Raw genomic sequence first — 21,521 nt, forward strand, 5'->3', positions numbered from 1 at the left:
AACCCGACTTGCTTCATGCGGATCGCGTCAATCCGCCATCGACCCGCAAGCTCTGCCCGGTGATGTAGGCCGCACCCTCCGAGGCCAAGAAAGCGATGGTCGCCGCCACCTCATCGACCTTCCCGTACCGCTGCAGGGGCACGGACGCGCGGCGCTCCTCCCACTCTGGCAGGCTGTCGATCCAGCCCGGCAAGACATTGTTCATGCGGATGTTGTCGTGAGAGAAGCTGTCCACAAAGATGCGTGTGAACGAGGCAAGGGCGGCTCGAACTACCGAAGATGCCGGGAACAGCGCGCTAGGCTCCAGCGCCCAGGCCGAAGAGATATTGATGATCGCGCCGCTGCGTTGCTGCTGCATCAGCGGTGCCACCAAGCGGGTCGGTCTAATCACATTCAGAAGATAGGTGTTCATGCCGTCGAGCCATTGCTCGTCCGACAGTTCCAGCAACGGAGCGCGTGGCCCATGGCCCGCACTGTTGACGAGCACGTCGATGCGCCCCCAGCGCTCCCTCACTCGGTCCACCAGACGCGTGAGGTCTTCTATCGACTGGTTGGAGCCCGTCACGCCAATTCCGCCCAGTGCCCCTGCCAGCGCCTCCCCCTTGCCGGAAGACGAAATGATGCCGATGTGAAAGCCATCCGCCGCCAGTCGGCGCGCTGCGGCTGCCCCGATCCCCGTTCCACCAGCGGTAATCAATGCTACTTTTTCTACTGCCATAGCCACCCTTAAATGCTTTGAAGATGCGTTCGGAAATTGTTGAATATTTCGTCCTATGGTGGTTTGGAGATTGGGGCAGGGCAGCTGTTTCAATCCAGTAGAAAATCTACACCCATGATTAATCCTCTGGGCCGCACGCCCTCACTCAATGCCTTGCGGGCCTTCGAAGTGGCGAGCCGCCATCTCAACTTCCGCCTTGCGGGTCTGGAACTGGGCGTGACGCAAGGCGCGGTGGCGCAGCAGATTCGAGCACTGGAGGCTGAACTGGGCCTGAAGTTGTTCGAGCGCCATCCGCGCACGCTGGCGCTCACGCAGAACGGGCAGCGCTATGTGATAGGCGTGCGCCGTGCGTTTGAGACCTTGGCGCAGGCCACCCAAGGCCTATGCCCCGAGCCGCAGCACCTGACCATCAGCGTGACGCCCACCTTCGCCACCAAATGGCTCATGCCCCGGCTGGGCGACTACACCCGGGCTTATCCTGGTATGGATTTTCGCATTCTTGCGACGGAGCGCTTGTCTCACTTCCACACCGAAGCGGTAGACCTTGCTGTGCGTTATGGTCGCCCGCCCTTCGGGCCCGGGCTTCAGGCCGACTTGCTGTTTGACGAGTGCTTGGTGGCGGTGGGGCACCCCCACACAGCGGGTGAGAATGCCCCGCATGTGCTGGTGCATGACTCCCAGTCTTCGTGGGATCAGTACTTTGAGCAATGCAGGCCCCAGGCGCGTGAGGCAGCAGCGCAAGGCATCTGGTTCAACCAGACGACCTTGGCCATCGATGCCGCGCTGATCGGGCAAGGCATAGCGCTTGTCCAAAGAGATTTCGTGGCGCAGGATTTGGCCGCTGGACGATTGGTCCAGGTGTTCCCGCAGGAAATGCGCACAGATGCAGGCTACTACCTGGTATGCCCACGCAAGCAACGGCAGCCAGAGGCCGTGGCGGATGTCAGGAGGTGGCTTGGGGCCGTGGGCCGACAGGCGAGTGCCTGAGGTCGGTGGCTTTAGCATCCTCCACGCTACCAACTCTATTGCGCTGTTGTGAACTTTATTCCCTTGCTTCCGTCCCGTGTGGACGCCGTCATCGTCGACTTGGACGGGACCATGGTGGACACCATGGGCGATTTCAACGAGGCGCTGAACCGCATGCTGCGCGAGCTCGGGTTGCCTGCCATCGAGGCCGAGCGCATCGAGAGCATGGTGGGCAAAGGGTCGGAGCATTTGCTGCGATCCGTGCTAAATCATGTGCTAGCGCCTATAGATAAAGCGCAAGCAGCTATCAAAACAGAAGCATTATTTCCCCAGGCCTGGGCCAGCTACCAGCGCCATTACCTGGAAATCAACGGCAGCTATTCAGCGGTGTACCCCGGTGTGGTGGAGGGGCTGACAGCCCTGCAAAGCGCGGGCCTGCGCATGGCTTGCCTGACGAACAAGCCTTTGTCATTTGCGCGGCCTTTGTTGCAGGCCAAGGGGCTGGCGGGGTTTTTCGGCCAGGTGTTTGGGGGCGACAGCTTTGAGCGCAAGAAGCCCGATCCGCTGCCCCTGCTAAAGACCTGCGAAGCGCTGGGCAGCCAGCCTGCGCGCACGCTGATGGTGGGCGACTCCAGCAACGACGCCCAGGCCGCCCGTGCTGCTGGGTGCCCCGTGGTGTTGGTGACCTATGGCTACAACCATGGCCAGCCGGTGCGCAGCGTGGATGCCGATGGGTATGTGGACGCGCTCAGCGCATTGCTTGGCAGTTGATGCGGATAGCGCTGTGGCACCACTCCATTGGTCGGATCAGGCCGGCTTGCCCAACAGCGCGTCTTTGAGCTTGAAGTCGGCGGGCAGGTTGCCCAGCCAGATGCCCAGCAGGGCGTTGAAAAACTCGGGCTCCTTGAACGGCTCGCCCTGGGGCTTGCCCTTGACCGTGATCACCGTGCCGGTGCCCGGAATCCAGTCGATCATGAACTGGTCGCCCGGCTGCAGCTTTTTGTGCTCTGAAAAAATCTGGCTCATGCGCAGCACGCCCGGCACGATGCGCGAGAAAGCGGCGCGGTCCATGTTGTCTTCCATGCCGCGTGAGAACAGCTTGCCCAGTTCGGTGGAGTCGATCTCGCGCAGCATGGTGATGCTCATGCGCTTGGGGCCACGCTGGGCGGCCACTTCCTGGGTGGTGGAGGCTTTCTTTTCCAGGTACAGCCCGGCGGTGTAGACCTTGAACACGGCCTTGTAGCGCACCCCAGCGCCGTTGAGTTGCAAGGCCGTATCGCCCAGCGCGCTGGTGGCGTCGTACTTCACATCGGCCACCGTCACGGCCTGGCACCAGGCACTGCTTGCCAGAATGCAGGCGCACAGGCCCACCGCCCATCGCTCCATGAGTTTCATGCACAGCTCCCTATAGGAAAAGAATGATCAGAAAAGAACGATCGTTCGTTTCAAATTGTTGCTGCACCGTGAGCGCATCGCAACAGGGTTTTCGATGGGATGCCAGCAGGTTGTGTTGTGCTGAGGGGCTCTGTCAAAAATCAATGACCGCGTTTGCTACACTTTGGCCCATGTTCATTCATCACGTGTTCATCACAGGTTGCAGCGACCGGGGAGCCTGGCCCTGGCGTCAGCCTGTCCTTTTGAACGCCTGATAGCACCTGGGCAACCGCCCCAGCGTGCACCCGTGGCCTCCACCCCGATGCGGTGAGGCCGATTGAATGGACCGCAGCGCCCCTTTTCCACTGCACAGGGACACGCGCTGCGACAGCAGGGAGCACTCCCCGTGATTACAGAACTTGAATTCAAAAGCCTGGCCAGCGAAGGCTACAACCGCATTCCGCTCATGGTCGAGGCCTTTGCGGACCTGGAAACCCCGCTCTCGCTCTACCTGAAGCTGGCGCACACCAAGGACGGCGGCAAGCACAGCTTCTTGCTCGAATCGGTCGTCGGCGGCGAGCGCTTCGGGCGTTACAGCTTTATCGGCCTGCCCGCGCGCACGCTGCTGCGGGCCAGTGGCTTTGGGGCGCAGGCCAAAACTGAGGTCGTGACGGACGGCCAGGTGGTCGAAACCGCCACAGGCAACCCGCTGGACTTCATTGCCGACTACCAAAAGCGCTTCAAGGTGGCCCTGCGCCCCGGCCTGCCGCGCTTTTGCGGCGGCCTGGCGGGTTACTTTGGCTATGACGCGGTGCGCTACATCGAGAAAAAGCTCGAAACCACCTGCCCGCCCGACACCCTGGGCTGCCCCGACATCCTGCTGCTGCAGTGCGAGGAGCTGGCGGTCATCGACAACCTCTCGGGCAAGCTCTACCTCATCGTGTACGCCGACCCGGCCCAGCCCGAGGCCTACACCCGCGCCAAAAAGCGCTTGCGCGATCTCAAGGAGCAGCTCAAGTATTCGGTGAGCGCCCCGGTGGTGAAGGCCACTGAAAGCCATCCCGCCCAGCGCGACTTCGCCAAGGCCGACTACCTGGCGGCTGTGGGCCGCGCCAAGGAGCTGATCGCCGCGGGTGACTTCATGCAGGTGCAGGTGGGCCAGCGCATCCACAAGCGCTACACCGAAAGCCCCCTGAGCCTGTACCGCGCGCTGCGCTCGCTGAACCCGTCGCCGTACATGTACTTCTACGACTTTGGCGACTTCCATGTGGTGGGCGCCAGCCCCGAGATCCTGGTGCGCCAGGAGAAGACCGACGAAGGCACCAAGGTCACCATCCGCCCCCTGGCTGGCACCCGCCCGCGTGGCGCCACGCCCGAGAAGGACAAGGCCACCGAGGTCGAACTCATCAACGACCCCAAGGAGCGTGCCGAACACGTGATGCTCATCGACCTGGCGCGCAACGACATCGGCCGCATCGCCAAAACCGGCACCGTGAAGGTGACCGAGGCCTTTGCCGTGGAGCGCTACAGCCATGTGATGCACATCGTGAGCAACGTGGAAGGCATCTTGAACGAGGGCATGACCAGTATGGATGTGCTCAAAGCAACCTTCCCCGCTGGAACTCTGACCGGCGCGCCCAAGGTGCACGCCATGGAACTCATCGACCAGCTCGAACCCACCAAGCGCGGCCTGTATGGCGGCGCCTGCGGCTACCTGAGCTACGCGGGCGACATGGATGTGGCGATTGCGATCCGCACCGGCATCATCAAGAACGGCACGCTCTACGTGCAGGCGGCTGCCGGTGTGGTGGCTGACTCGGTGCCCGAGCTGGAATGGAAAGAAACCGAACACAAGGCCCGCGCGCTGCTGCGCGCCGCCGAGCTGGTTGAGGAGGGCCTGGAATGACCCTCGCTATCACCCGAGTCAAGCCCTGCACCACCATGCAGGACGTGCGCCGCGAAGTGAACGCGCTGGACGACGTGCTGGTGCCCCTGCTGGTGGAGCGCGTTGGCTACATGACCCAAGCCGCACGCATCAAGCAAGGCGCAGAGCAGGTGCGCGATGAAGCGCGCATCGAGGCCATCGTGGCCCGCGTGCGCGAATGCGCTGGGGCCGAAGGCGGCGACGCCGACGTGATGGAAGCCATCTACCGCAGCCTCATGGAAGCCTGCATTGCCTATGAACACCGCGAGTTCGCCCGTCTGCGCGAGCCCGCCCTTGCCGGGAGCGCCGCATGAAACTCTTGATGGTCGATAACTACGACAGCTTCACCTACAACATCGTCCAGTACTTTGGGGAACTGGGCGCCGAGGTCGAGGTTTTCCGCAACGACGAGATCACCGTGGCCGAGATCGAGGCGCGCCTGAATGCGGGCCAGCTCGACCGCCTGGTGATTTCGCCCGGGCCTTGCTCCCCTGCGGAAGCGGGCATCTCGGTGGCCGCTATCAAGCACTTTGCCGGCAAGCTGCCCATTCTGGGCGTGTGCCTGGGTCACCAGGCCATCGGCGCTGCCTTCGGCGGCAACATCATCCGCGCGCAGGAGCTGATGCACGGCAAGACCAGCGTCATCACCACCACGCAAAAGGGCGTGTTTGCCGGGCTACCCGAGCAGTTCACCGTCAACCGCTACCACTCGCTGGCCATTGAGCGCGCTACCTGCCCCGATGTGCTGGAGGTGACGGCCTGGACGGAGGATGGCGAAATCATGGGCGTGCGCCACAAGACGCTGGCGATCGAAGGCGTGCAGTTCCACCCCGAAAGCATCCTCACCGAACACGGCCACGCCATGCTCAAGAACTTTCTGGAGCAGCGCGCATGAGCTTCATCGACGCCCACCAGCTGGTGATGTTTATCGCCGCAGGCTGGCTGCTCAACCTCACGCCAGGCCCCGATGTGCTTTACATCGTGACCAACGCGCTCAAGTCCGGCACCCGCGCGGGCATCGTGGCGGGCCTGGGCATCACGGCTGGGTGTTTTGTGCACATCTTTGCGGCCGCCGTGGGCGTGGGCGCGCTGCTGGCCGCATCGGCCACGGCGTTCACCGTGCTCAAGTGGATCGGTGCCGTGTACCTGATGTGGATGGGTGTGCGCATGCTGTTGTCCAAGCCCGGTGCCGATGGGGGCAACAGCGCAGCGCTGGCAGCAGCGCAGGCGGCCCCTGCGCAGCACACGCCGCTTCGCAAGGTGTTTTTGGGCGGTTTCTGGACCAATGTGCTCAACCCCAAGGTCGCGATCTTCTTCCTGGCCTTTGTGCCGCAGTTCATCGCGCCGGGCGCGGACAACAAGGCGCTGGCCTTTGTGCTGTTGGGCGTGTTGTTCAACCTCAACGCCATCCCCGTCAATGTGGGCTGGGCGCTGGCGGCATCGTGGATGGCACGGCGCGCCGGGGTGATCCAGCGCGGCATGCACTGGCTGGACCGCGTGGCCGGTGCCATGTTCATCGGCTTCGGGCTCAAGCTGGCCTTCACAGACCAGCCCTCTGCATAAATACCAGGAGACATTCCATGCCCATTACCCCCCAGGAAGCGCTGCAGCGCACCATCGAGCACCGCGAAATCTTCCACGACGAGATGCTGCACCTGATGCGGCTCATCATGAACGGTGAGCTATCACCCGTCATGACCGCGTCCATCATCACCGGCCTGCGCGTGAAGAAGGAAACCATCGGCGAGATCACCGCCGCCGCGCAGGTGATGCGCGAGTTCAGCACCAAGGTGCACGTCAAGGACGCGACCCACATGGTGGACATCGTGGGTACGGGCGGCGACGGTGCCAACACCTTCAACATCTCCACCTGCTCGATGTTCGTGGCCGCCGCAGCGGGCGCCAAGGTCAGCAAACATGGCGGGCGCGGTGTGTCGAGCAAGAGCGGTAGCGCCGATGTGATGGAGGCCCTGGGCATCCACATCAACCTCAAGCCCGAGCAGATCGCCCAGTGCATCGCTGAAGTCGGCATCGGCTTCATGTTTGCGCCCAACCACCACCCGGCCATGAAGAACGTGGCCCCGGTGCGCAAGGAACTGGGCGTGCGCACCATCTTCAACATCCTGGGCCCGCTCACTAACCCTGCCGGTGCGCCCAACATCCTCATGGGCGTGTTCCACCCCGACCTCGTCGGTATCCAGGTGCGCGCGCTGCAGCGTCTGGGCGCCGAGCATGCGTTGGTGGTCTACGGCCGCGATGGCATGGACGAAGTGAGCCTGGGCGCCGCCACGCTGGTGGGCGAGCTGAAAAACGGCCAGATCACCGAGTACGAAATCCATCCCGAAGACTTCGGTCTGGCCATGTCCAGCAACCGTGCCCTCAAGGTCGAGACGCCCGAGCAATCGCGTGAGATGTTGATCGGTGTGCTCAAAGGCGAGCCCGGTGCCGCGCAAGACATCGTCTGCCTGAACGCAGGCGTGGCGCTGTATGCCGCCAATGTGGCCGACTCCATCCAGGCAGGCATTGCCAAGGCACGCGCTGTGATTGCAAGCGGCGCCGCCAAGGCCAAGCTGGAGGCGCTGGTGGTTCGCACCCACGCGCTGGCGGGCTAAGCAGCCATGTGGCACGACCCCGGTCTGTGGATTGCGCTGGGCGTTTCCGCGCTGTTCATTGCGGTGGGGGTGGTGCTGCACCGCGTGTTTGTGCGTGTACTGAAGGGGCCGGAGAGCGACAGCGTGACCCAGCCCCTTGAGGACAAGGTGCAACCGTGAGCGCTGCCCGTCGGCCCTTGATACGGCAGCATAGCCTCTACGGCCTAGCTGCAGCGGTGGAACAACAGCCTCGCCTGTGGTTGCCGCAGCATGCGGGTGGAGGGGCTTGGGTGCTCTGGTTGGAAGTGCTCAATACGTGGGCCGCCGTTGCTGGGCTCTTCTTTTCCATCGTTGTATCGTTGCGCCTTGGCGGGCTGGGATGGCTTGTTTGGATGCTGGTGCTGGGCGCCTTGGCGACTTGGGCCACATGGGCCTTGGTGCAAAAGCGCCAACGCAAAAAGCAACGGGGTTGGGAGGTCCATTTCGAGCAGCGCACGTTGACCCCGGTCGGGCTGCCCGGTCACTCTGCCATCACCCTGGGGCCGGACTACAGCTTGGGCTGCTACGTGGGGGGTGACGGCGAAGAGGCCGCTTGGCAATTGGAGTTGCGCCATGCGCGCCGGGGTCCTGTGGCTGCTTTGGCGCTGATCCATGCCAACTCCGGCAAACCCGAAGAGATGGCAACCCTAGACCGTTTTGTCAGCCGCCTCGCGCAGCGGCTGGAGATCCGTCGCTCGGGCGCACCGCTGCCGGGCTTGCCTCGCAGCGCCAAGCCAGACCCTGCGTGAGGCGTACGAGGCGGCCGCGTGTACGCACCTGATGACCTGCCCGATCGTCCATTTTTGAAAGTGAAATCATGTCCGACATCCTGAACAAAATCGTTGCCGTCAAACACGAAGAAGTGACTGCCGCCAAGAAGCGACTGCCGTTTGACGTGATTCGCGCCGATGCCGAAAGCCGTGTGCTCACGCGCGACTTCGAAGGCGCGCTGCGCGCCAAGATCGCCAAAGGCCAGGCGGCGGTGATCGCTGAGATCAAAAAGGCCAGCCCCTCCAAAGGGGTGCTGCGCGCCGACTTCATCCCCGCCGACATTGCACAGAGCTATGCCGACGGCGACGGCAAGGTGAGCGCCGCGTGCCTGTCGGTGCTTACGGACAAGCAGTTCTTTCAGGGCAGCGTGGATTACCTCAAGCAGGCGCGGGCCAGCTGCCAACTGCCTGTGTTGCGCAAGGATTTTTTGGTGGACCCGTACCAGGTGTACGAGGCCCGGGCCATGGGGGCTGACGCCATTTTGCTGATCGCAGCATGCCTCGATGACGCGCAAATGGCCGACTTTGAAGCCATCGCCCGCAGCCTGGACATGGCCGTGCTGGTGGAGGTGCACGATCGGCCTGAACTGGAGCGCGCTCTCAAGCTCAAGACCCCGCTGGTCGGCATCAACAACCGCAACCTGCGCACGTTCGAGGTCACTTTGGACACCACCCTGGGCATGTTGAAAGACGTGCCTCAGGATCGTCTGTTGGTCACCGAGTCGGGCATTTTGAAGCCCGCCGATGTCAAAACCATGCGCGACGCGGGCGTGCACGCCTTCCTGGTGGGCGAGGCCTTCATGCGCGCCGACGACCCAGGCCTGGCGCTGGCCAAGCTGTTTCAGTAATTGCTATTGATTTGATAGCTTGTTGCGCTTGATAAACAAGCCCTAGAGGCCTTTTTGATCATGAATACTGCATCTGAGGACTTGGCTGTCACCCAATTGCAGGCAGCCAACCCTGCGCAATGGCCTGTGGCGGCAGGCTGGCAGCCGCTGGTGGATGGGTTCTTTGGCGGCGCCGTGGGGCAAAAGCTGTTGGCTTACCTGCAAGGCCGCATCGAGGCGGGTGCGGCCATCTTCCCTCCGCGCCCTTTGCGGGCGCTGGAGCTGACCCCGCCCGAGGCCGTGCGTGTGGTCATCTTGGGGCAGGACCCCTACCACGGGCGTGGCCAGGCCGAAGGGCTTGCATTCTCTGTCGCCTCTGGGGTGCGCCTGCCGCCTTCGCTGCAAAACATCTTCAAAGAAATGCAGCGCGACCTGGGGGTGCCCTTCCCGCCGTTTCCGCAGCCTGGTGGCAGCCTTGTTAAGTGGGCACAGAACGGCGTGCTGCTGCTCAACACCTGCCTTACTGTGGAAGAAGGGCAGGCCGCCAGCCACTCTGGCAAAGGCTGGGAGCTGCTGACCGACGCGGTGATCCGCCATGTGGCCGAGGGCGACCGCCCTGTCGTCTTCATGCTGTGGGGCGCACACGCCCAGTCCAAGCGCGCTTTCATTCCGCAGGATCGTGGCCACTTGGTGCTCACCTCCAACCACCCCTCGCCGCTGTCCGCCTTGCGGCCCCCGGTGCCCTTCATCGGCAACGGACATTTTGGGCAGGCGCGTGAGTTTCGGGAGCGGCATCGGGGGTGACTTTTGCGCAGAGCATGGGTAGCTGCTGCTTTCTGACCTTCCGTGGGAGCGCTGGATGGCTCTGGCGCTGACATGGCTCCTCGCGAGGTAACCCCCAAAAAAGCAAAGGGCGCCTAGAGCGCCCTTTGCTTTTGAGAGGGGCACAGCCGCTAGGCCATGCTCTGCACCTCAAGGGTCCAGCAGGTGCACCATGGCGGTGGATTTTCCGCCTTTGCCATCGCTGATGGTATAGGTGAAGGTGTCTGCGTAGAACGGGGCCTTGGGCGTGAAGAGAATCTGCGATCCCATGATTTGCACGGTACCCGACAGGTTGTCAGGCTGCGTCACTCCAACGATCGAAAGGGTATCGCCATCCGGGTCCGTATCGTTGGCCAGCACAGAGAGCATGACGGCGGTCGTTCCACTGACCCAGTAGGTATCCCCCACGGCAACTGGCGCGCGGTTAGACGCGTTGCCCGTGACTTGAACCACGACCTGAGCAGTCGATGTCAGTCCTTGCTGGTCGCGGATGGAGTAAGTGAACTTGTCAGCTCCTGCGTAATTGCTCGGTGCGATGTAGACAACCTGCGAGCCTTCGATGCGCACACGGCCCTGCGCTGGTTGTCCCACAGAGACCAGCGTCAAGGTGTCTCCCTGGTCCGGGTCTGTGTCATTCGCCAAGATGGGAAGGGTGGTGGTGGAGCCTTGTGCCACCTGATAGCTGTCATCGGTGGCCGTAGGCGCTCGGTTGACCCATGTACGGCTTCGATTTTCCGTCTGCGTTTCTTCTTTGGTGCGATACACATCCACCGTGCGTTTGTGCAGCGCTGGTGTGCGCAGGGCTTGACGAACCCAGGCCGGGGGTTGGTCCACCAGTTCGCGCTCGTAGGTGACGGCAGGGGGCTGAGGGGCGACTGCAGCGGTTGTCGTGGACGCAGGGGCGGGTGCAGGGGCCACCACTTGCTCTTCGTCCACAAAGCTGTAGAACTCCAATTCCACGCGGCGGTTCTTCTCGCGGGTGGCTGGCTCTGCGGGGTACTTGGGGTCGCGCTTGCCTCGGCCTTCTGCCAGGGACTCGGTCGCGCCAAATGCGCCGGCGGCAACCAGGTAGTCACGCACCGCAGTGGCACGCTGCAGGGACAGCTTGTCGTTGGCGGCGTCGCTGCCCAGGTCGCAGGTGTGGCCAATGATGAGTACGTTGCCTTCGTGCCCTTGGGTTTTGAGTTGCTGGGCCACGCGGTCCAGCTCTGCCTTGGCCGAAGGGGTCAGGCGCGCGCTGTTGAATGCGAAGAACGCCTCGGCCGTCATATTGGCCTTGGTTTTCACCCACTGTTTGACAGGCTCTTGCGGTGCCTGGTTCTGGGCCATCGCTGGCTCTGTAGAGGGCGCTGCGGCAGGTGCGTCAACGGGGGTGACGCGGAACAGACGCTCTGGTTGGCTGTTGTTGCCCCCCAGGGCATAGCGGTACACCACCATCGCACGGGTTTCATTGCGGGTGGTGTCCAGGTCGCCGCTCTTGAAGATGCGGTCCACCTGCAGTGCGACGCTGTGGGGTGTTCCCACAAACGCCTTTTCAGCCATCAGCGATACCGTGTGCTGGTGTGCATTGCTGCGGCCCCATTCGTAGTCGTACCCGGCAGTGATGCGGACTTGGCGATTGTCAAAGGTGCGACCAGCCCGCACGCCGACGCCGTAGTCATAGGCCTTTTCATAGAGGCGGGCGCTTTGGACACGAACGACTTGGTCAATGTAAGCGCGGCCATCTGCGACCCCAGTTTCGTTCAGTATCGTGGTCGTGTCGGTCGTGCTAATGAGGCGGCGTCCGGTGATGGCCCGGCTCAAATTCAGGTTGCCAAACCAATCGCTTTCTTCACGGCCATAGCCCAAGGTGATCTTGCGATCCCGGGTGGGGTTCTGGTCGTGGGCCAGAAAGTATTTGTGTACCGTAGCACCCTGCAGCTGGTGGTAGCTGAGCTTGAGGCCACCGGAAGACTGGGCCACCCAGCCTTCGCCCAGCCAGGTGCTGTTGGCCTGTTCGTGCAGCACGCCTGAAAGCTCTCCCTGGAACTTGCCGCCTTTGGAGTAGCCAATGGAGAAGCGTGCAGCATCACCGGAGTACAGCAAGCTGCCATCGGGTTGGAGGGTGACGGAGCCTTGGGCCTGCGCGGGCTGAACACAGAATGGTGCGATCAGAGACAGCAAGAGCAAGGGAAGTCGGGATGGGCGATGCTTGCGGGGCATAGATCAGCTCAAAGGGTAGAGGGGGCAACCACCAAAGGAACCCTGGGTTGCTCGGACAGCTTCGCTTGCGCAGCCAATGCAGGCGGTGGGTGGCTCGCTCGGCAAGCCAAGCAGGACACAGCCTGACTCCATCCAATCTTGGACGGGCTTTGTTTCTGAGTGGGCTGGGGTAGGATTCTAAAAGCGTATCGCCCAAACCCCATGGGCAGGCTGCAAGTGTTGTGAATGCGCCATAGGGGGCAGGCACATGGCCGGGGCAGACCCAGGGCTGATTTCGCCGCGATGCCTGCCGTTGGCCGGTTTCACAGAGGTGGACGGTCGCACCGAGTCCGGTGCCTTGGGCTTACTCCGCCACCGGTGCCCGTGGTGCCGCTGGCGCTTCACAGCCTGCGGCCTGGCCCAGGCCTTTGAGGTAGCTGCGGCGGATGGTGCCTGCGGTGATGGAGGCTTCGACCTCTCGGGCGTACTTCTCTGCCCCGGTGAGTTTGCGCACCCAGCTGCGCATGGGCACGATGCCTTCTGCGGCACCTTTGACGGCACCGATCGCGCCCTTCTTGGCGGCGCCTGCGCCACGTTCGATCAGGCTGGGGTTGCGGTCGGTGGACGGGGTGTCCAGGTCGGCGCCCAGCACGGTGTCCAGTGCCTGGATGTGCTCGGCCAGTGCTGTGCAGCTGCGGTCGGCGGGGGCGGCGTAGGGGGCTTGCCGAGCAGCGGCCAGCACGGCCGGGATGTCGGCTTTGACCAGGTTCAGATCGCCCAGGGGCGAGGTGATGGCCTTGCCGACTTCAGTGGCGGTCTGGCTGCCCGATGAGGCGGATGAGGCTGTACTGGCCGCAGAGGTTTCAGGCGCAGCGGTGGGCGCCTGCTGGGCTGGGGCAGATGCGCAGCCGCCCAGAATCAGTGCGGCAGACAAAGTGCAGGGGATGACCGCAAAGCGCGAAACCAAAGAGTTCATGAGGGCTGGTCCGAGAGAGGTGAAGCACGTCCTGTGAGGGCATGCCTGTGGTTTTGGCAATCAGGCTCCCGCACGGGGTGGACAGATCGCCTGTGTGCAGGGCTGGCTGAGTGTAGGTGGCCTGTGCGCCAGCCACGCACCGGCGCTGTGTCGGCAAACCCACACTCTGTGCAGTTTTGCCGAGTTTGTGGGGCTGTATGGGCGGCTCAGCAGGCCGTTGGAGGGACTTGGGGTGCCTCTTTGGAGGCCTGGGCGCTGCGCTCCAGCAGCATGGCGTCGCCGTAGCTGAAAAAGCGGTAGCCCTGGGCGATGGCATGGCGGTACAGGCCCATCACATGGGCGTAGCCCGCAAAGGCGCTTACCAGCATCATCAGCGTGCTTTTGGGCAGGTGGAAGTTGGTGATGAGCACATCCACCACCTGGAAGCTGAAGCCCGGGGTGATGAAAATATTCGTGTCGCCCGTCGCCAGGCCGGTGCGCGCCCAGGATTCGAGCGTGCGCACCGTGGTGGTGCCCACCGCCACCACGCGCCCACCGCGCTGGCGGCAGCGCTCAAGCGCCGCCAGCGTGGCCAGGGGCACTTCGTACCACTCGCTGTGCATCTGGTGCTCTGCCAGGTTCTCGGTCTTGCAGGGCTGGAAGGTGCCTGCGCCCACGTGCAGCGTGACACTCGCGCGTTCGATGCCGCGTGCGGCCAGATCGGCCAACACGCCTTCGTCAAAGTGCAGCGCGGCGGTGGGCGCGGCCACGGCGCCGGGGGCGCGCGCAAACACGGTCTGGTAGCGCTGGCTGTCTTCGGCTTCGTCTGGGTCGTGGTCGGTGTTCTGGTGGCGCTCGATGTAGGGCGGCAGCGGCAGGTGGCCGTGGCGGTCCATCAGCTCCCAGGGCGATTCGCCTGCGGGGCCCAGCAGCGCAAAGCGGAACAGCGGGCCGTCCTCGGTGGGCCAGCGGCCCAGCAGCAGTGCGTCAAAACCCCCGCCTTTGCGGCCACCCGCCATGTGCACCAAGCTACCGGGCAGGGGCTTTTTGCTGACCTTCATGTGGGCTACGACTTCATTCCCCTGGTTTCCGGCCTCGGCGGGCAGCACGCGTTCAATCAGCAGCTCCAGCTTGCCGCCGCTGGCTTTCTCGCCAAAGATGCGCGCCTTGACCACGCGGGTGTCATTGAACACCAGCAGGTCGCCCTCGCGCAGTTGGCTGGGCAGGTCGCGGAAGATGCGGTCCATCGGCTGCATGGCCCGGCCGTCCAGCAGGCGCGAGGCGCTGCGTTCGGGGGCGGGGTGCTGGGCAATCAGTTCGGGGGCAGCGAGAAGTCGAAGTCGCTGAGGGTGTAGGCGCGGGGCGCGCCGGGGGCTGCGGGCGTGATGTCTGTCATGTGCTTGAGGGCCGAACGGGCCCGTGCCAAGAAGGAAGAGGAAAAACGGGAGAAACGTAGCCGTCAAAACGGGGGCGCTATTGTCCCACGGGGGGCGCACGGCAACTGCGGCCTGCAGTCAGCCAGGGCTGGCCACGGCTTGCGGCGCACGGACTGTGGCAAGCAGCCGGAGAATCTCTTCGCGCTGGGCCAATGCCGTACCGGGTGCCAGCAAAGCCGCAGCCCCTGCGGCCACACCCCAGCGCAAGGCGTCGGGGGGCGCGTCACCCTGCGCCAGCGCCCAGACCAGGGCGGCCAAAAAGCAATCGCCCGCGCCCGTTGTCCCGGTGGCGGCGGGCACATTCAGCGCCGGGGCCTGCCACACACCGTGGCGGGTGGCCAGCAGGGCTCCGTCTTCGCCCATCGATAGCGCCACCATGTCGGCTGCGCCGCGCAACACCAGCGACTGCGCTGCCTGGCTTTGCTCCGGCAGGCTGGCCAGGGGCTGCTGCAGCAATTCGCGCAGCTCCCGCAGGCTGGGCTTGACGAGGGTGACGCCCGCCTGCAGGGCTGCGGCCAGGGGCGGGCCCGAGGTGTCCAGCGCCACGTGCCTGCCCTGGGCCTTGGCCAGGCGGGCGGCCTGGGCGTAAAAGTCATCGGGCACACCCGGCGGCAGGCTGCCGCTGGCGATGACCCAGTGGGGTGCTGCAGGTCGGGTGATCGGTGGGTGTGTGCGCAGCAACTCCAGGCCTGCCTGCCAGTCGGCGGGCCCTACCGTGGGGCCCGGCAGCACAAAACGGAATTCGCGCCCGGTGCTGGTCTCCAGCACCGACAGGTTTTCGCGGGTGTCGCCGCTGATTGGGTGCACCAGGGTCGGCACGCCTTCGCGCGCCAGCAACTGCTGCAGTTGGGCGCCCGCAGGGCCGCCTGCCAGAGCCCAGGCTTGCACTGGGGCGCCCAGACGTTGCAGCACCCGGGCCACATTGATGCCACCGCCACCGGGGTAGCGTTGCACGCCTGCGCAGCGCAGCTTGTGGGTGGCTTGCACTTGCTCGGTGCGGGTGGCAATGTCCAGCGCCGGGTTGAGCGTGAGCGTCAAAAAATGGGTCATCGCGGGCTGTGGGTCGAGCCGTGGAGCGGCTGGGAATCCGAGGGGCGCCTGGAGCCGCCCCTGCGTTGCCTTACCAGGGGCGCTCGGGCATTCCGGACCACAGCTCGTTGAGGTCCGGAAAGCGCCATTTGTCCGGATCTTCCCGGGCCACCACCTTTTCATTGCAGCCGGGCTCTGCCAGGTCCACCACCTCGGGCGGGATGCGCAGGTCCGACTTGGTGGAGAAAAACACCTTGACGCGGGGCGAGGTGAGCGATTTCTCGCCCTGCTCCATCACCACCCCAATGCGCCCGGACGTCAGCCGCACCAGCGAGCCTACGGGGTAGATGCCAATGCTTTTGACGAAAGCCTGGAACAGGCGCGGGTCAAAGTGGCCCTTGGTCCATTCGGCCATGCGGCGCAGCGATTCAGAGGGGTCCCAGCCGCGCTTGTAGGGGCGATCGGAGGTGATGGCGTCGTACACGTCGCAAATCGCCGTCATGCGGGCAATCAGGGTGATTTCGTCGCCCTTGAGCTTGTCGGGGTAGCCCGATCCGTCGATTTTTTCATGGTGGTGCAGGCAGGCGTCCAGCACAGAGTCTTCGACACTGCCGCCCTCCTTGAGCATGTTGTAGCCCTCGACAGGGTGGCTTTTGATCACCTCAAATTCGTCGTCGGTGAGCTTTCCCGGCTTGTTCAGCACCGCCAGCGGGATGGCAGCCTTGCCCAGGTCGTGCAGTAGGCCCGCCATGCCCGCACTGCGGGTGTGTTCCTCGCTCAGCCCCACTTGCTTGGCCAGCGCCACCATCATGGCGCACACGGCCACCGAGTGCATGTAGGTGTAGTCGTCTGCCGTTTTCAGGCGCGCCAGGCTGATCAGTGCACCCGGGTTGCGGGTGACAGAGTCGGAGATTTCTTCCACCAGGTTCTGCGCACTGGCCGAGTCCACCGCCTTGCCCAGGCGCGCTTCATTGAACATCGACACCACCGCGCGCTTGGATTCGCTGCAAATCGAGGCGGCCACCCGAAGCTCGTTTTGCATCGTCGCGGGCAGGCGACCCCGTGGGGGCACGGGCGGTGGTGGCGGTGGGGGAGGGGGGCCATGACGATGGCCGGCATGTCCTCCAGCAGCGCAAACTCCGAGTCGATCTGCAGATCCGCCTCTTCGCGCGACACCGAGGTCACGCCAGCGGCCACGTCCAGCCCCTTGGACGTATCGATCCATACCTCGTCAATGGCCGTTGACTGGATGCGTGCCAGATCCTTGGGGTCTTTCAGCACGAATTTGGCACGCCAGAAGGGGTGATCCATCCAGGACCCACAAAATTCGTGCAGGTACATGCCCAGGGTGAGGTGTTGAATACTGATTCGCTTGAGCATGACAACTATCCAGATCGCAGACTGCCGGAAACACGGAGAACAAACAGTAACCATGTTAGCCTTTTTGTCAGACAACGCCATCGCCAATTGCCACCCCCTTTGAAGAAAATGCCCGCAGCCCCCAGGGCCACCGCCCCGGCAGCCCAGAGTGCTGCCCAAAAAGCCATGCAGAAGCTGGGTCTTCGGCGCGACATCGACCTGGCCCTGCACCTGCCGCTGCGCTACGAGGACGAGACCCGCATCACCCCCCTGGGCAGCGCGCGCGACGGGCAAACCGTGCAGATCGAAGCCACCGTGACCGCCAGCGAGGTGCAACTGCGCCCGCGCCGCCAATTGCTGGTGCAGGTGGAAGACGCCACGGGCACTTGCGAGCTGCGCTTTTTCAGTTTTTACCCTTCGCACCAGAAGACCCTGGCGGTGGGCGCGCGCTTGCGCATCCGGGGCGAGGTCAAGGGCGGGTTTTGGGGGCGGCAGATGCTGCACCCGGCGTTTCGCCAGGCGGGTGGCGAGCTGCCCGCCGCGCTCACTCCCGTGTACCCCACCACTGCAGGGCTGGCACAGCCCTACCTGCGCCGTGCGGTGGTGAATGCCCTGGCGCGGGTGGATTTGTCAGACACCTTGCCCCCGGGGCGGAGCCACCTTTTGCCGTTTTTGGGGATCAAAATGGCCACCAAGGCGCATGGAGCTTGCGCGAGTCGCTCATCTTTTTGCACCACCCCGCGCCCGATGTGGCGCTGTCCACGCTGGAAGACCACAGCCACCCCGCCTGGCAGCGCCTGAAGGCCGAGGAACTGCTGGCCCAGCAGCTGTCCCAGTACCAGTCGCGGCGCGAGCGCGACCGCCTGCGCGCCCCGGTGCTGCGCCCCGCCAAGGCCAAGGCGGGCACGCTGCCCCTGCACGAACAACTGCTGGCCGTGCTGCCCTTCAGCCTCACCGCCGCCCAGCGTCGCGTGGGTGAAGAAATCGCCGTGGACCTGGCCCGCCAGGTGCCCATGCACCGGCTGCTGCAGGGCGATGTGGGCTCGGGCAAAACCGTGGTGTCGGCCCTGGCCGCCTGCCTGGCCATGGACGCGGGCTGGCAGTGCGCGCTGATGGCCCCCACCGAAATCCTGGCCGAGCAGCACTTCGCCAAGATGATTGGCTGGCTTGAACCCCTGCTGGCCGCGCGCGGCCGCAAGGTGGCCTGGCTGGTGGGCGGGCAAAAGAAAAAGGACCGCACCGCCATGCTGGCGCTGGTGGCCAGCGGCGAGGCGGCGCTGGTGGTGGGCACGCACGCCGTGATCCAGGACCAGGTGCAGTTCAAGAACCTGGCGCTGGCCATCATCGACGAGCAACATCGCTTTGGCGTGGCGCAGCGGCTGGCCTTGCGGCAAAAGCTGGCGGCCCACGGCATGGAGCCGCACATGCTCATGATGAGCGCCACACCCATTCCGCGCACCTTGGCCATGAGCTACTACGCCGACCTGGATGTGTCCGTCATCGACGAGCTGCCCCCGGGCCGCACGCCCATCGTCACCAAGCTGATTGCCGACAGCCGCAAGGATGAGGTGATCGAACGCATCGGCGCGCAGGTGGAGGCCGGACGGCAGGTGTACTGGGTGTGCCCGTTGATTGAAGAGAGCGAGGCGCTGGACCTGTCCAACGCCACCGCCACACACGCCGACCTGAGCGAGGCCTTGCCGGGCTGCATGGTTGGTCTGCTGCACTCGCGCATGCCCACCGCCGAAAAGAAGGCCGTGATGGCGCTCTTCACCAGTGGCCAGATGGGCGTGCTGGTCAGCACCACAGTGATTGAAGTGGGCGTGGACGTGCCGAACGCCTCGCTCATGGTCATTGAACATGCCGAGCGTTTTGGCCTGAGCCAACTGCACCAGCTGCGCGGCCGCGTGGGGCGCGGCGCAGCGGCGTCGGCGTGCGTACTGCTGTACGCCACCAACGACAGCGGCCGCGTGGGCGAAACCGCCAAGGAACGCCTGCGCGCCATGGCCGAGACCAACGACGGCTTCGAGATCGCCCGGCGCGATCTGGAGATTCGGGGCCCCGGCGAGTTTCTGGGCGCGCGCCAGTCGGGCGATACACTGCTGCGGTTTGCCGACCTGGCGACCGATACCCATTTGCTGGAATGGGCGCGCGAACTGGCCCCCCAGATGCTGGACAGCTACCCGGAATTGGCCACCAAACACGTGGCGCGCTGGTTGGGGGGAAAATCGGACTACCTCAAGGCCTGATTGACGCACCCATGCCCATGCCGCAGCCCGATACCCTTCCTGCTTCTGACATCGTGCAGCCCGCAGTGGCCGCCTGGGGGCGCGACGGTACCTACCGCGACCGTGCCGTGCGCATGGCTCTTTTCGACCGACCTGCCTGGGCACGCTTCATGGGGCCGCTGTGGATTGGACTGAGCTGCGCGCTTGTGTTTTCGCCCTGGGGGCTGTTGGGCATCCTCTACGGCAGGGAACCTTTCCTGGCGCATGTGCCTGCGCTGGGGCTGGCCGTGGTGCTGCTGGCGCTGGGGGTGGGGCAGACTTACCACATGATGCTCAAAGCCACGGAGCGCCAGTACGGCTTTGTGGGCGACGCCACGCGCTGGGAGTTTGCGGCCGACGGCCTCGTCTATCGCTTAACGGCGCCCGACGGCACGCTGCGCCACGAGGCGCGCTCGCGCTGGAGTTGGTTCAAGGCCGTGAGCGTAGATGTGACGGGGCTGCGTCTGTACCGCGCTGTATCGATAGAGTCGTACTTCATCCCCGTCAGCGGGTTTGTGCAGCCTGGGCAGGATGCCGGGCGTGCCTTGCAGGCGGTGCTGGCGCTGGCGTGCGGTGCGGGTCTGCCGGTGCGTCCCGTGCCGACCTGGGACTGCGCGGGGCTGCTCGGCGCATGGCTGGCCACCGCGCTGCTTGTCGCTCTCACCATGGTGCATGCTGCCATCGCGGCGGCGTTGCCCCTTCTGCACTGGAGGCGCGTGCACGCTTTGTTCGCGTCGGGTGTGGCCACGTTCTGGTGGGCCGCGCTGTTGTGCGCCGCCGCGGTGGTGGGGCTGCACCTGCTGCTGGCAGCCTGGCAGCACCACCGTGCCCCGGCCCGGGACCTGCCCGCACATGTGCCGCACCTTGTGCTGGCGCTGGCTTGGGGGACATTGTTGCTGGCGGCCCTGCAGGCGCTGCGCAGCCTGATCTTTGACGATGCGCTGGCGAACAGCAGCTTCGCCGCACCGCTGCCGGTGGTGTTGGTGGCTGTGTTCGTCCTGCTCACGGGTGTTTCCCTGCACCGGGCGTTCGTCGTACCCTGGGTGGCGCGCCGCGTTGCGTTGCACAATGACGGTTCAGGAACGCCGCTATGACACTCACCGAACTCAAGTACATCGTTGCGGTGGCCCGCGAGAAGCACTTTGGCCATGCGGCCGATGCCTGCTATGTGTCGCAACCCACGCTCTCGGTGGCCATCAAGAAGCTGGAAGAAGAGCTGGATGTGAAGCTGTTCGAGCGCAGCGCGGGCGAGGTGACGGTGACGCCGCTGGGCGAGGACATCGTGCGCCAGGCGCAAAGCGTGCTGGAGCAGGCAGCGGCCATCAAGGAAATCGCCAAGCGCGGCAAGGACCCGCTGGCCGGTCCGCTCACGCTGGGCGTGATCTACACCATCGGTCCCTATCTGCTGCCCGAGCTAGTGCGCCAGTCCATCACGCGCACGCCGCAGATGCCGCTGATGCTGCAGGAGAACTTCACCGTCAAGCTGCTGGAGATGCTGCGCACGGGCGAGATCGACTGCGCCATCCTGGCCGAGCCCTTCCCCGACACCGGCCTGGCCATGGCGCCGCTGTATGACGAGCCCTTCATGGCGGCGGTGCCCAGCACGCACCCGCTGGCGGCCAAGAAGTCGGTTACGGCGGCTGAACTCAAGAACGAAACCATGTTGCTGCTGGGTGCGGGCCATTGCTTCCGGGACCATGTGCTGGAGGTGTGTCCCGAGTTCGCACGCTTTGCGAGCAATGCCGAGGGCATCCGCAAGTCGTTTGAAGGCTCATCACTGGAGACCATCAAGCACATGGTGGCCGCGGGCATGGGCGTGACGCTGGTGCCGCGCCTGTCGGTGCCGCGCGATGCGCTGCTCACCGTGTCACGCCGCCGCAAGAGCGACGAGAGCTACATCCGCTACCTGCCCATTCAGGAGAAAGACGGCGGCCCGCCACCCGTGCGGCGTGTGGTGTTGGCCTGGCGGCGCAGTTTCACGCGCTACGAAGCCATTGCCTCGCTGCGCAACGCCATTTACGCTTGCGAACTGCCGGGTGTGACGCGCCTGTCCTGACGCTGGCTGGCGCGGGATGTGGGGCCTGCTGGCCCGTCGCGGCGGTCGATGGGGTGAAACTTTTTGTTACCCCCGCTCCGTCACTGGGCGGGGCTACACTCGCGCCGCGCTGGCACCGCGTGCCCGGCGTTTGCATTGTGTTTGCATTCCCCTGACCCGCAACGTTGCCGACCACATGGCAACGGCGGCTTATGACTCCAAGAAGAG

18 protein-coding genes and 3 pseudogenes are annotated in these 21,521 nt (G+C 64.5%); 14 read left to right on the plus strand and 7 right to left on the minus strand.

Annotated features, from left to right (window positions below):
- Positions 1-13: 13 nt before the first annotated feature.
- Positions 14-718 (minus strand): SDR family oxidoreductase, encoded by a 705-nt coding sequence (locus EAG14_RS01900; protein ID WP_099656918.1) that lies wholly within the window; start codon positions 716-718, stop codon positions 14-16.
- Positions 719-832: 114 nt separating this feature from the next.
- Between EAG14_RS01900 and EAG14_RS01905 the strand changes: the two genes are divergently transcribed.
- The gene (locus tag EAG14_RS01905; protein ID WP_121727904.1) at positions 833-1,705 is read left to right on the plus strand and encodes a LysR substrate-binding domain-containing protein; all 873 of its coding nucleotides are present in this window, start codon (positions 833-835) and stop codon (positions 1,703-1,705) included.
- A gap of 63 nt (positions 1,706-1,768) precedes the next feature.
- Positions 1,769-2,455, plus strand: a complete 687-nt coding sequence (locus EAG14_RS01910) for a phosphoglycolate phosphatase (RefSeq protein WP_371414394.1) — start codon at positions 1,769-1,771, stop codon at positions 2,453-2,455.
- 36 nt (positions 2,456-2,491) lie between these two features.
- On the opposite strand, the gene EAG14_RS01915 is transcribed toward EAG14_RS01910, so the two are convergent.
- Entirely contained in the window at positions 2,492-3,079 is a 588-nt protein-coding gene (locus EAG14_RS01915; protein ID WP_099656916.1) for a chalcone isomerase family protein, read from the minus strand.
- Between the two features lie 385 nt (positions 3,080-3,464).
- On the opposite strand from EAG14_RS01915, the gene trpE reads away from it, so the two are divergent.
- The 9 genes from trpE to EAG14_RS01955 all read left to right on the plus strand — a co-directional run bounded on the left by trpE (position 3,465) and on the right by EAG14_RS01955 (position 10,013).
- Positions 3,465-4,964, plus strand: coding sequence for an anthranilate synthase component I (trpE, locus tag EAG14_RS01920; protein ID WP_121727906.1), 1,500 nt, complete (start codon positions 3,465-3,467; stop codon positions 4,962-4,964).
- Complete coding sequence (locus EAG14_RS01925) at positions 4,961-5,296, plus strand: chorismate mutase (RefSeq protein WP_121727907.1); 336 nt, start codon at positions 4,961-4,963, stop codon at positions 5,294-5,296. Before trpE ends, EAG14_RS01925 begins: the two co-directional genes overlap by 4 nt.
- Positions 5,293-5,877, plus strand: coding sequence for an aminodeoxychorismate/anthranilate synthase component II (locus EAG14_RS01930; protein ID WP_121727908.1), 585 nt, complete (start codon positions 5,293-5,295; stop codon positions 5,875-5,877). The genes EAG14_RS01925 and EAG14_RS01930 overlap by 4 nt, the downstream gene beginning before the upstream one ends.
- On the plus strand, positions 5,874-6,545 hold the full coding sequence (locus EAG14_RS01935) for a LysE family translocator (protein ID WP_121727909.1): 672 nt from the start codon (positions 5,874-5,876) through the stop codon (positions 6,543-6,545). The genes EAG14_RS01930 and EAG14_RS01935 overlap by 4 nt, the downstream gene beginning before the upstream one ends.
- Before the next feature lie 17 nt (positions 6,546-6,562).
- Entirely contained in the window at positions 6,563-7,594 is a 1,032-nt protein-coding gene (gene trpD, locus EAG14_RS01940) for an anthranilate phosphoribosyltransferase (protein WP_121727910.1), read from the plus strand.
- Positions 7,595-7,600: 6 nt separating this feature from the next.
- Positions 7,601-7,753 (plus strand): hypothetical protein, encoded by a 153-nt coding sequence (locus EAG14_RS22600; RefSeq protein WP_162995878.1) that lies wholly within the window; start codon positions 7,601-7,603, stop codon positions 7,751-7,753.
- A gap of 212 nt (positions 7,754-7,965) precedes the next feature.
- Positions 7,966-8,361: a hypothetical protein gene (locus tag EAG14_RS01945; protein WP_121727911.1), complete on the plus strand. Its 396-nt coding sequence runs from the start codon at positions 7,966-7,968 to the stop codon at positions 8,359-8,361.
- A 68-nt stretch (positions 8,362-8,429) separates the two neighbouring features.
- Entirely contained in the window at positions 8,430-9,230 is an 801-nt protein-coding gene (gene trpC / locus EAG14_RS01950; protein ID WP_121727912.1) for an indole-3-glycerol phosphate synthase TrpC, read from the plus strand.
- Positions 9,231-9,290: 60 nt separating this feature from the next.
- Positions 9,291-10,013, plus strand: a complete 723-nt coding sequence (locus EAG14_RS01955; RefSeq protein ID WP_121727913.1) for a uracil-DNA glycosylase — start codon at positions 9,291-9,293, stop codon at positions 10,011-10,013.
- A 168-nt stretch (positions 10,014-10,181) separates the two neighbouring features.
- On the opposite strand, the gene EAG14_RS01960 is transcribed toward EAG14_RS01955, so the two are convergent.
- From EAG14_RS01960 to EAG14_RS01980, 5 genes and pseudogenes are all read right to left on the minus strand, one after another.
- The gene (locus EAG14_RS01960) at positions 10,182-12,200 is read right to left on the minus strand and encodes an Ig-like domain-containing protein (RefSeq protein WP_162995879.1); all 2,019 of its coding nucleotides are present in this window, start codon (positions 12,198-12,200) and stop codon (positions 10,182-10,184) included.
- Between the two features lie 376 nt (positions 12,201-12,576).
- Positions 12,577-13,188, minus strand: a complete 612-nt coding sequence (locus tag EAG14_RS01965; protein ID WP_240456906.1) for a hypothetical protein — start codon at positions 13,186-13,188, stop codon at positions 12,577-12,579.
- A gap of 206 nt (positions 13,189-13,394) precedes the next feature.
- Positions 13,395-14,563, minus strand: a pseudogene (gene queA / locus EAG14_RS01970) (tRNA preQ1(34) S-adenosylmethionine ribosyltransferase-isomerase QueA).
- A gap of 118 nt (positions 14,564-14,681) precedes the next feature.
- The gene (locus tag EAG14_RS01975) at positions 14,682-15,653 is read right to left on the minus strand and encodes a 1-phosphofructokinase family hexose kinase (protein ID WP_121727915.1); all 972 of its coding nucleotides are present in this window, start codon (positions 15,651-15,653) and stop codon (positions 14,682-14,684) included.
- Between the two features lie 70 nt (positions 15,654-15,723).
- Positions 15,724-17,012: pseudogene (locus tag EAG14_RS01980) on the minus strand (HD-GYP domain-containing protein).
- 108 nt (positions 17,013-17,120) lie between these two features.
- Between EAG14_RS01980 and recG the strand changes: the two are divergent.
- From recG to EAG14_RS01995, 3 genes and pseudogenes are all read left to right on the plus strand, one after another.
- Positions 17,121-19,240: pseudogene (recG, locus tag EAG14_RS01985) on the plus strand (ATP-dependent DNA helicase RecG).
- A gap of 17 nt (positions 19,241-19,257) precedes the next feature.
- A complete protein-coding gene (locus tag EAG14_RS01990; protein ID WP_162995880.1) occupies positions 19,258-20,352 on the plus strand; it encodes a hypothetical protein in 1,095 nt (364 codons plus the stop codon).
- The gene (locus EAG14_RS01995; protein WP_099656901.1) at positions 20,349-21,314 is read left to right on the plus strand and encodes a LysR substrate-binding domain-containing protein; all 966 of its coding nucleotides are present in this window, start codon (positions 20,349-20,351) and stop codon (positions 21,312-21,314) included. The genes EAG14_RS01990 and EAG14_RS01995 overlap by 4 nt, the downstream gene beginning before the upstream one ends.
- Positions 21,315-21,521: the final 207 nt, after the last annotated feature.

This window comes from Acidovorax sp. 1608163 (assembly GCF_003669015.1).
In the GTDB taxonomy this organism is placed as follows: Bacteria; Pseudomonadota; Gammaproteobacteria; order Burkholderiales; family Burkholderiaceae_C; genus Acidovorax.

What these genes read in the sequence shown, in the direction of transcription:
- EAG14_RS01965 (WP_240456906.1), bottom strand. Translation starts at nt 13,188, where the DNA reads ATGAACTCTTTGGTTTCGCGCTTTGCGGTCATCCCCTGCACTTTGTCT.
- EAG14_RS01995 (WP_099656901.1), top strand. Translation starts at nt 20,349, where the DNA reads ATGACACTCACCGAACTCAAGTACATCGTTGCGGTGGCCCGCGAGAAG.
- EAG14_RS01945 (WP_121727911.1), top strand. Translation starts at nt 7,966, where the DNA reads ATGCTGGTGCTGGGCGCCTTGGCGACTTGGGCCACATGGGCCTTGGTG.
- EAG14_RS01900 (WP_099656918.1), bottom strand. Translation starts at nt 718, where the DNA reads ATGGCAGTAGAAAAAGTAGCATTGATTACCGCTGGTGGAACGGGGATC.
- EAG14_RS01935 (WP_121727909.1), top strand. Translation starts at nt 5,874, where the DNA reads ATGAGCTTCATCGACGCCCACCAGCTGGTGATGTTTATCGCCGCAGGC.
- EAG14_RS01955 (WP_121727913.1), top strand. Translation starts at nt 9,291, where the DNA reads ATGAATACTGCATCTGAGGACTTGGCTGTCACCCAATTGCAGGCAGCC.
- EAG14_RS01925 (WP_121727907.1), top strand. Translation starts at nt 4,961, where the DNA reads ATGACCCTCGCTATCACCCGAGTCAAGCCCTGCACCACCATGCAGGAC.
- EAG14_RS01930 (WP_121727908.1), top strand. Translation starts at nt 5,293, where the DNA reads ATGAAACTCTTGATGGTCGATAACTACGACAGCTTCACCTACAACATC.
- trpD (WP_121727910.1), top strand. Translation starts at nt 6,563, where the DNA reads ATGCCCATTACCCCCCAGGAAGCGCTGCAGCGCACCATCGAGCACCGC.
- EAG14_RS01990 (WP_162995880.1), top strand. Translation starts at nt 19,258, where the DNA reads ATGCCGCAGCCCGATACCCTTCCTGCTTCTGACATCGTGCAGCCCGCA.
- EAG14_RS01905 (WP_121727904.1), top strand. Translation starts at nt 833, where the DNA reads ATGATTAATCCTCTGGGCCGCACGCCCTCACTCAATGCCTTGCGGGCC.
- trpC (WP_121727912.1), top strand. Translation starts at nt 8,430, where the DNA reads ATGTCCGACATCCTGAACAAAATCGTTGCCGTCAAACACGAAGAAGTG.
- EAG14_RS01975 (WP_121727915.1), bottom strand. Translation starts at nt 15,653, where the DNA reads ATGACCCATTTTTTGACGCTCACGCTCAACCCGGCGCTGGACATTGCC.
- EAG14_RS01915 (WP_099656916.1), bottom strand. Translation starts at nt 3,079, where the DNA reads ATGAAACTCATGGAGCGATGGGCGGTGGGCCTGTGCGCCTGCATTCTG.
- EAG14_RS22600 (WP_162995878.1), top strand. Translation starts at nt 7,601, where the DNA reads ATGTGGCACGACCCCGGTCTGTGGATTGCGCTGGGCGTTTCCGCGCTG.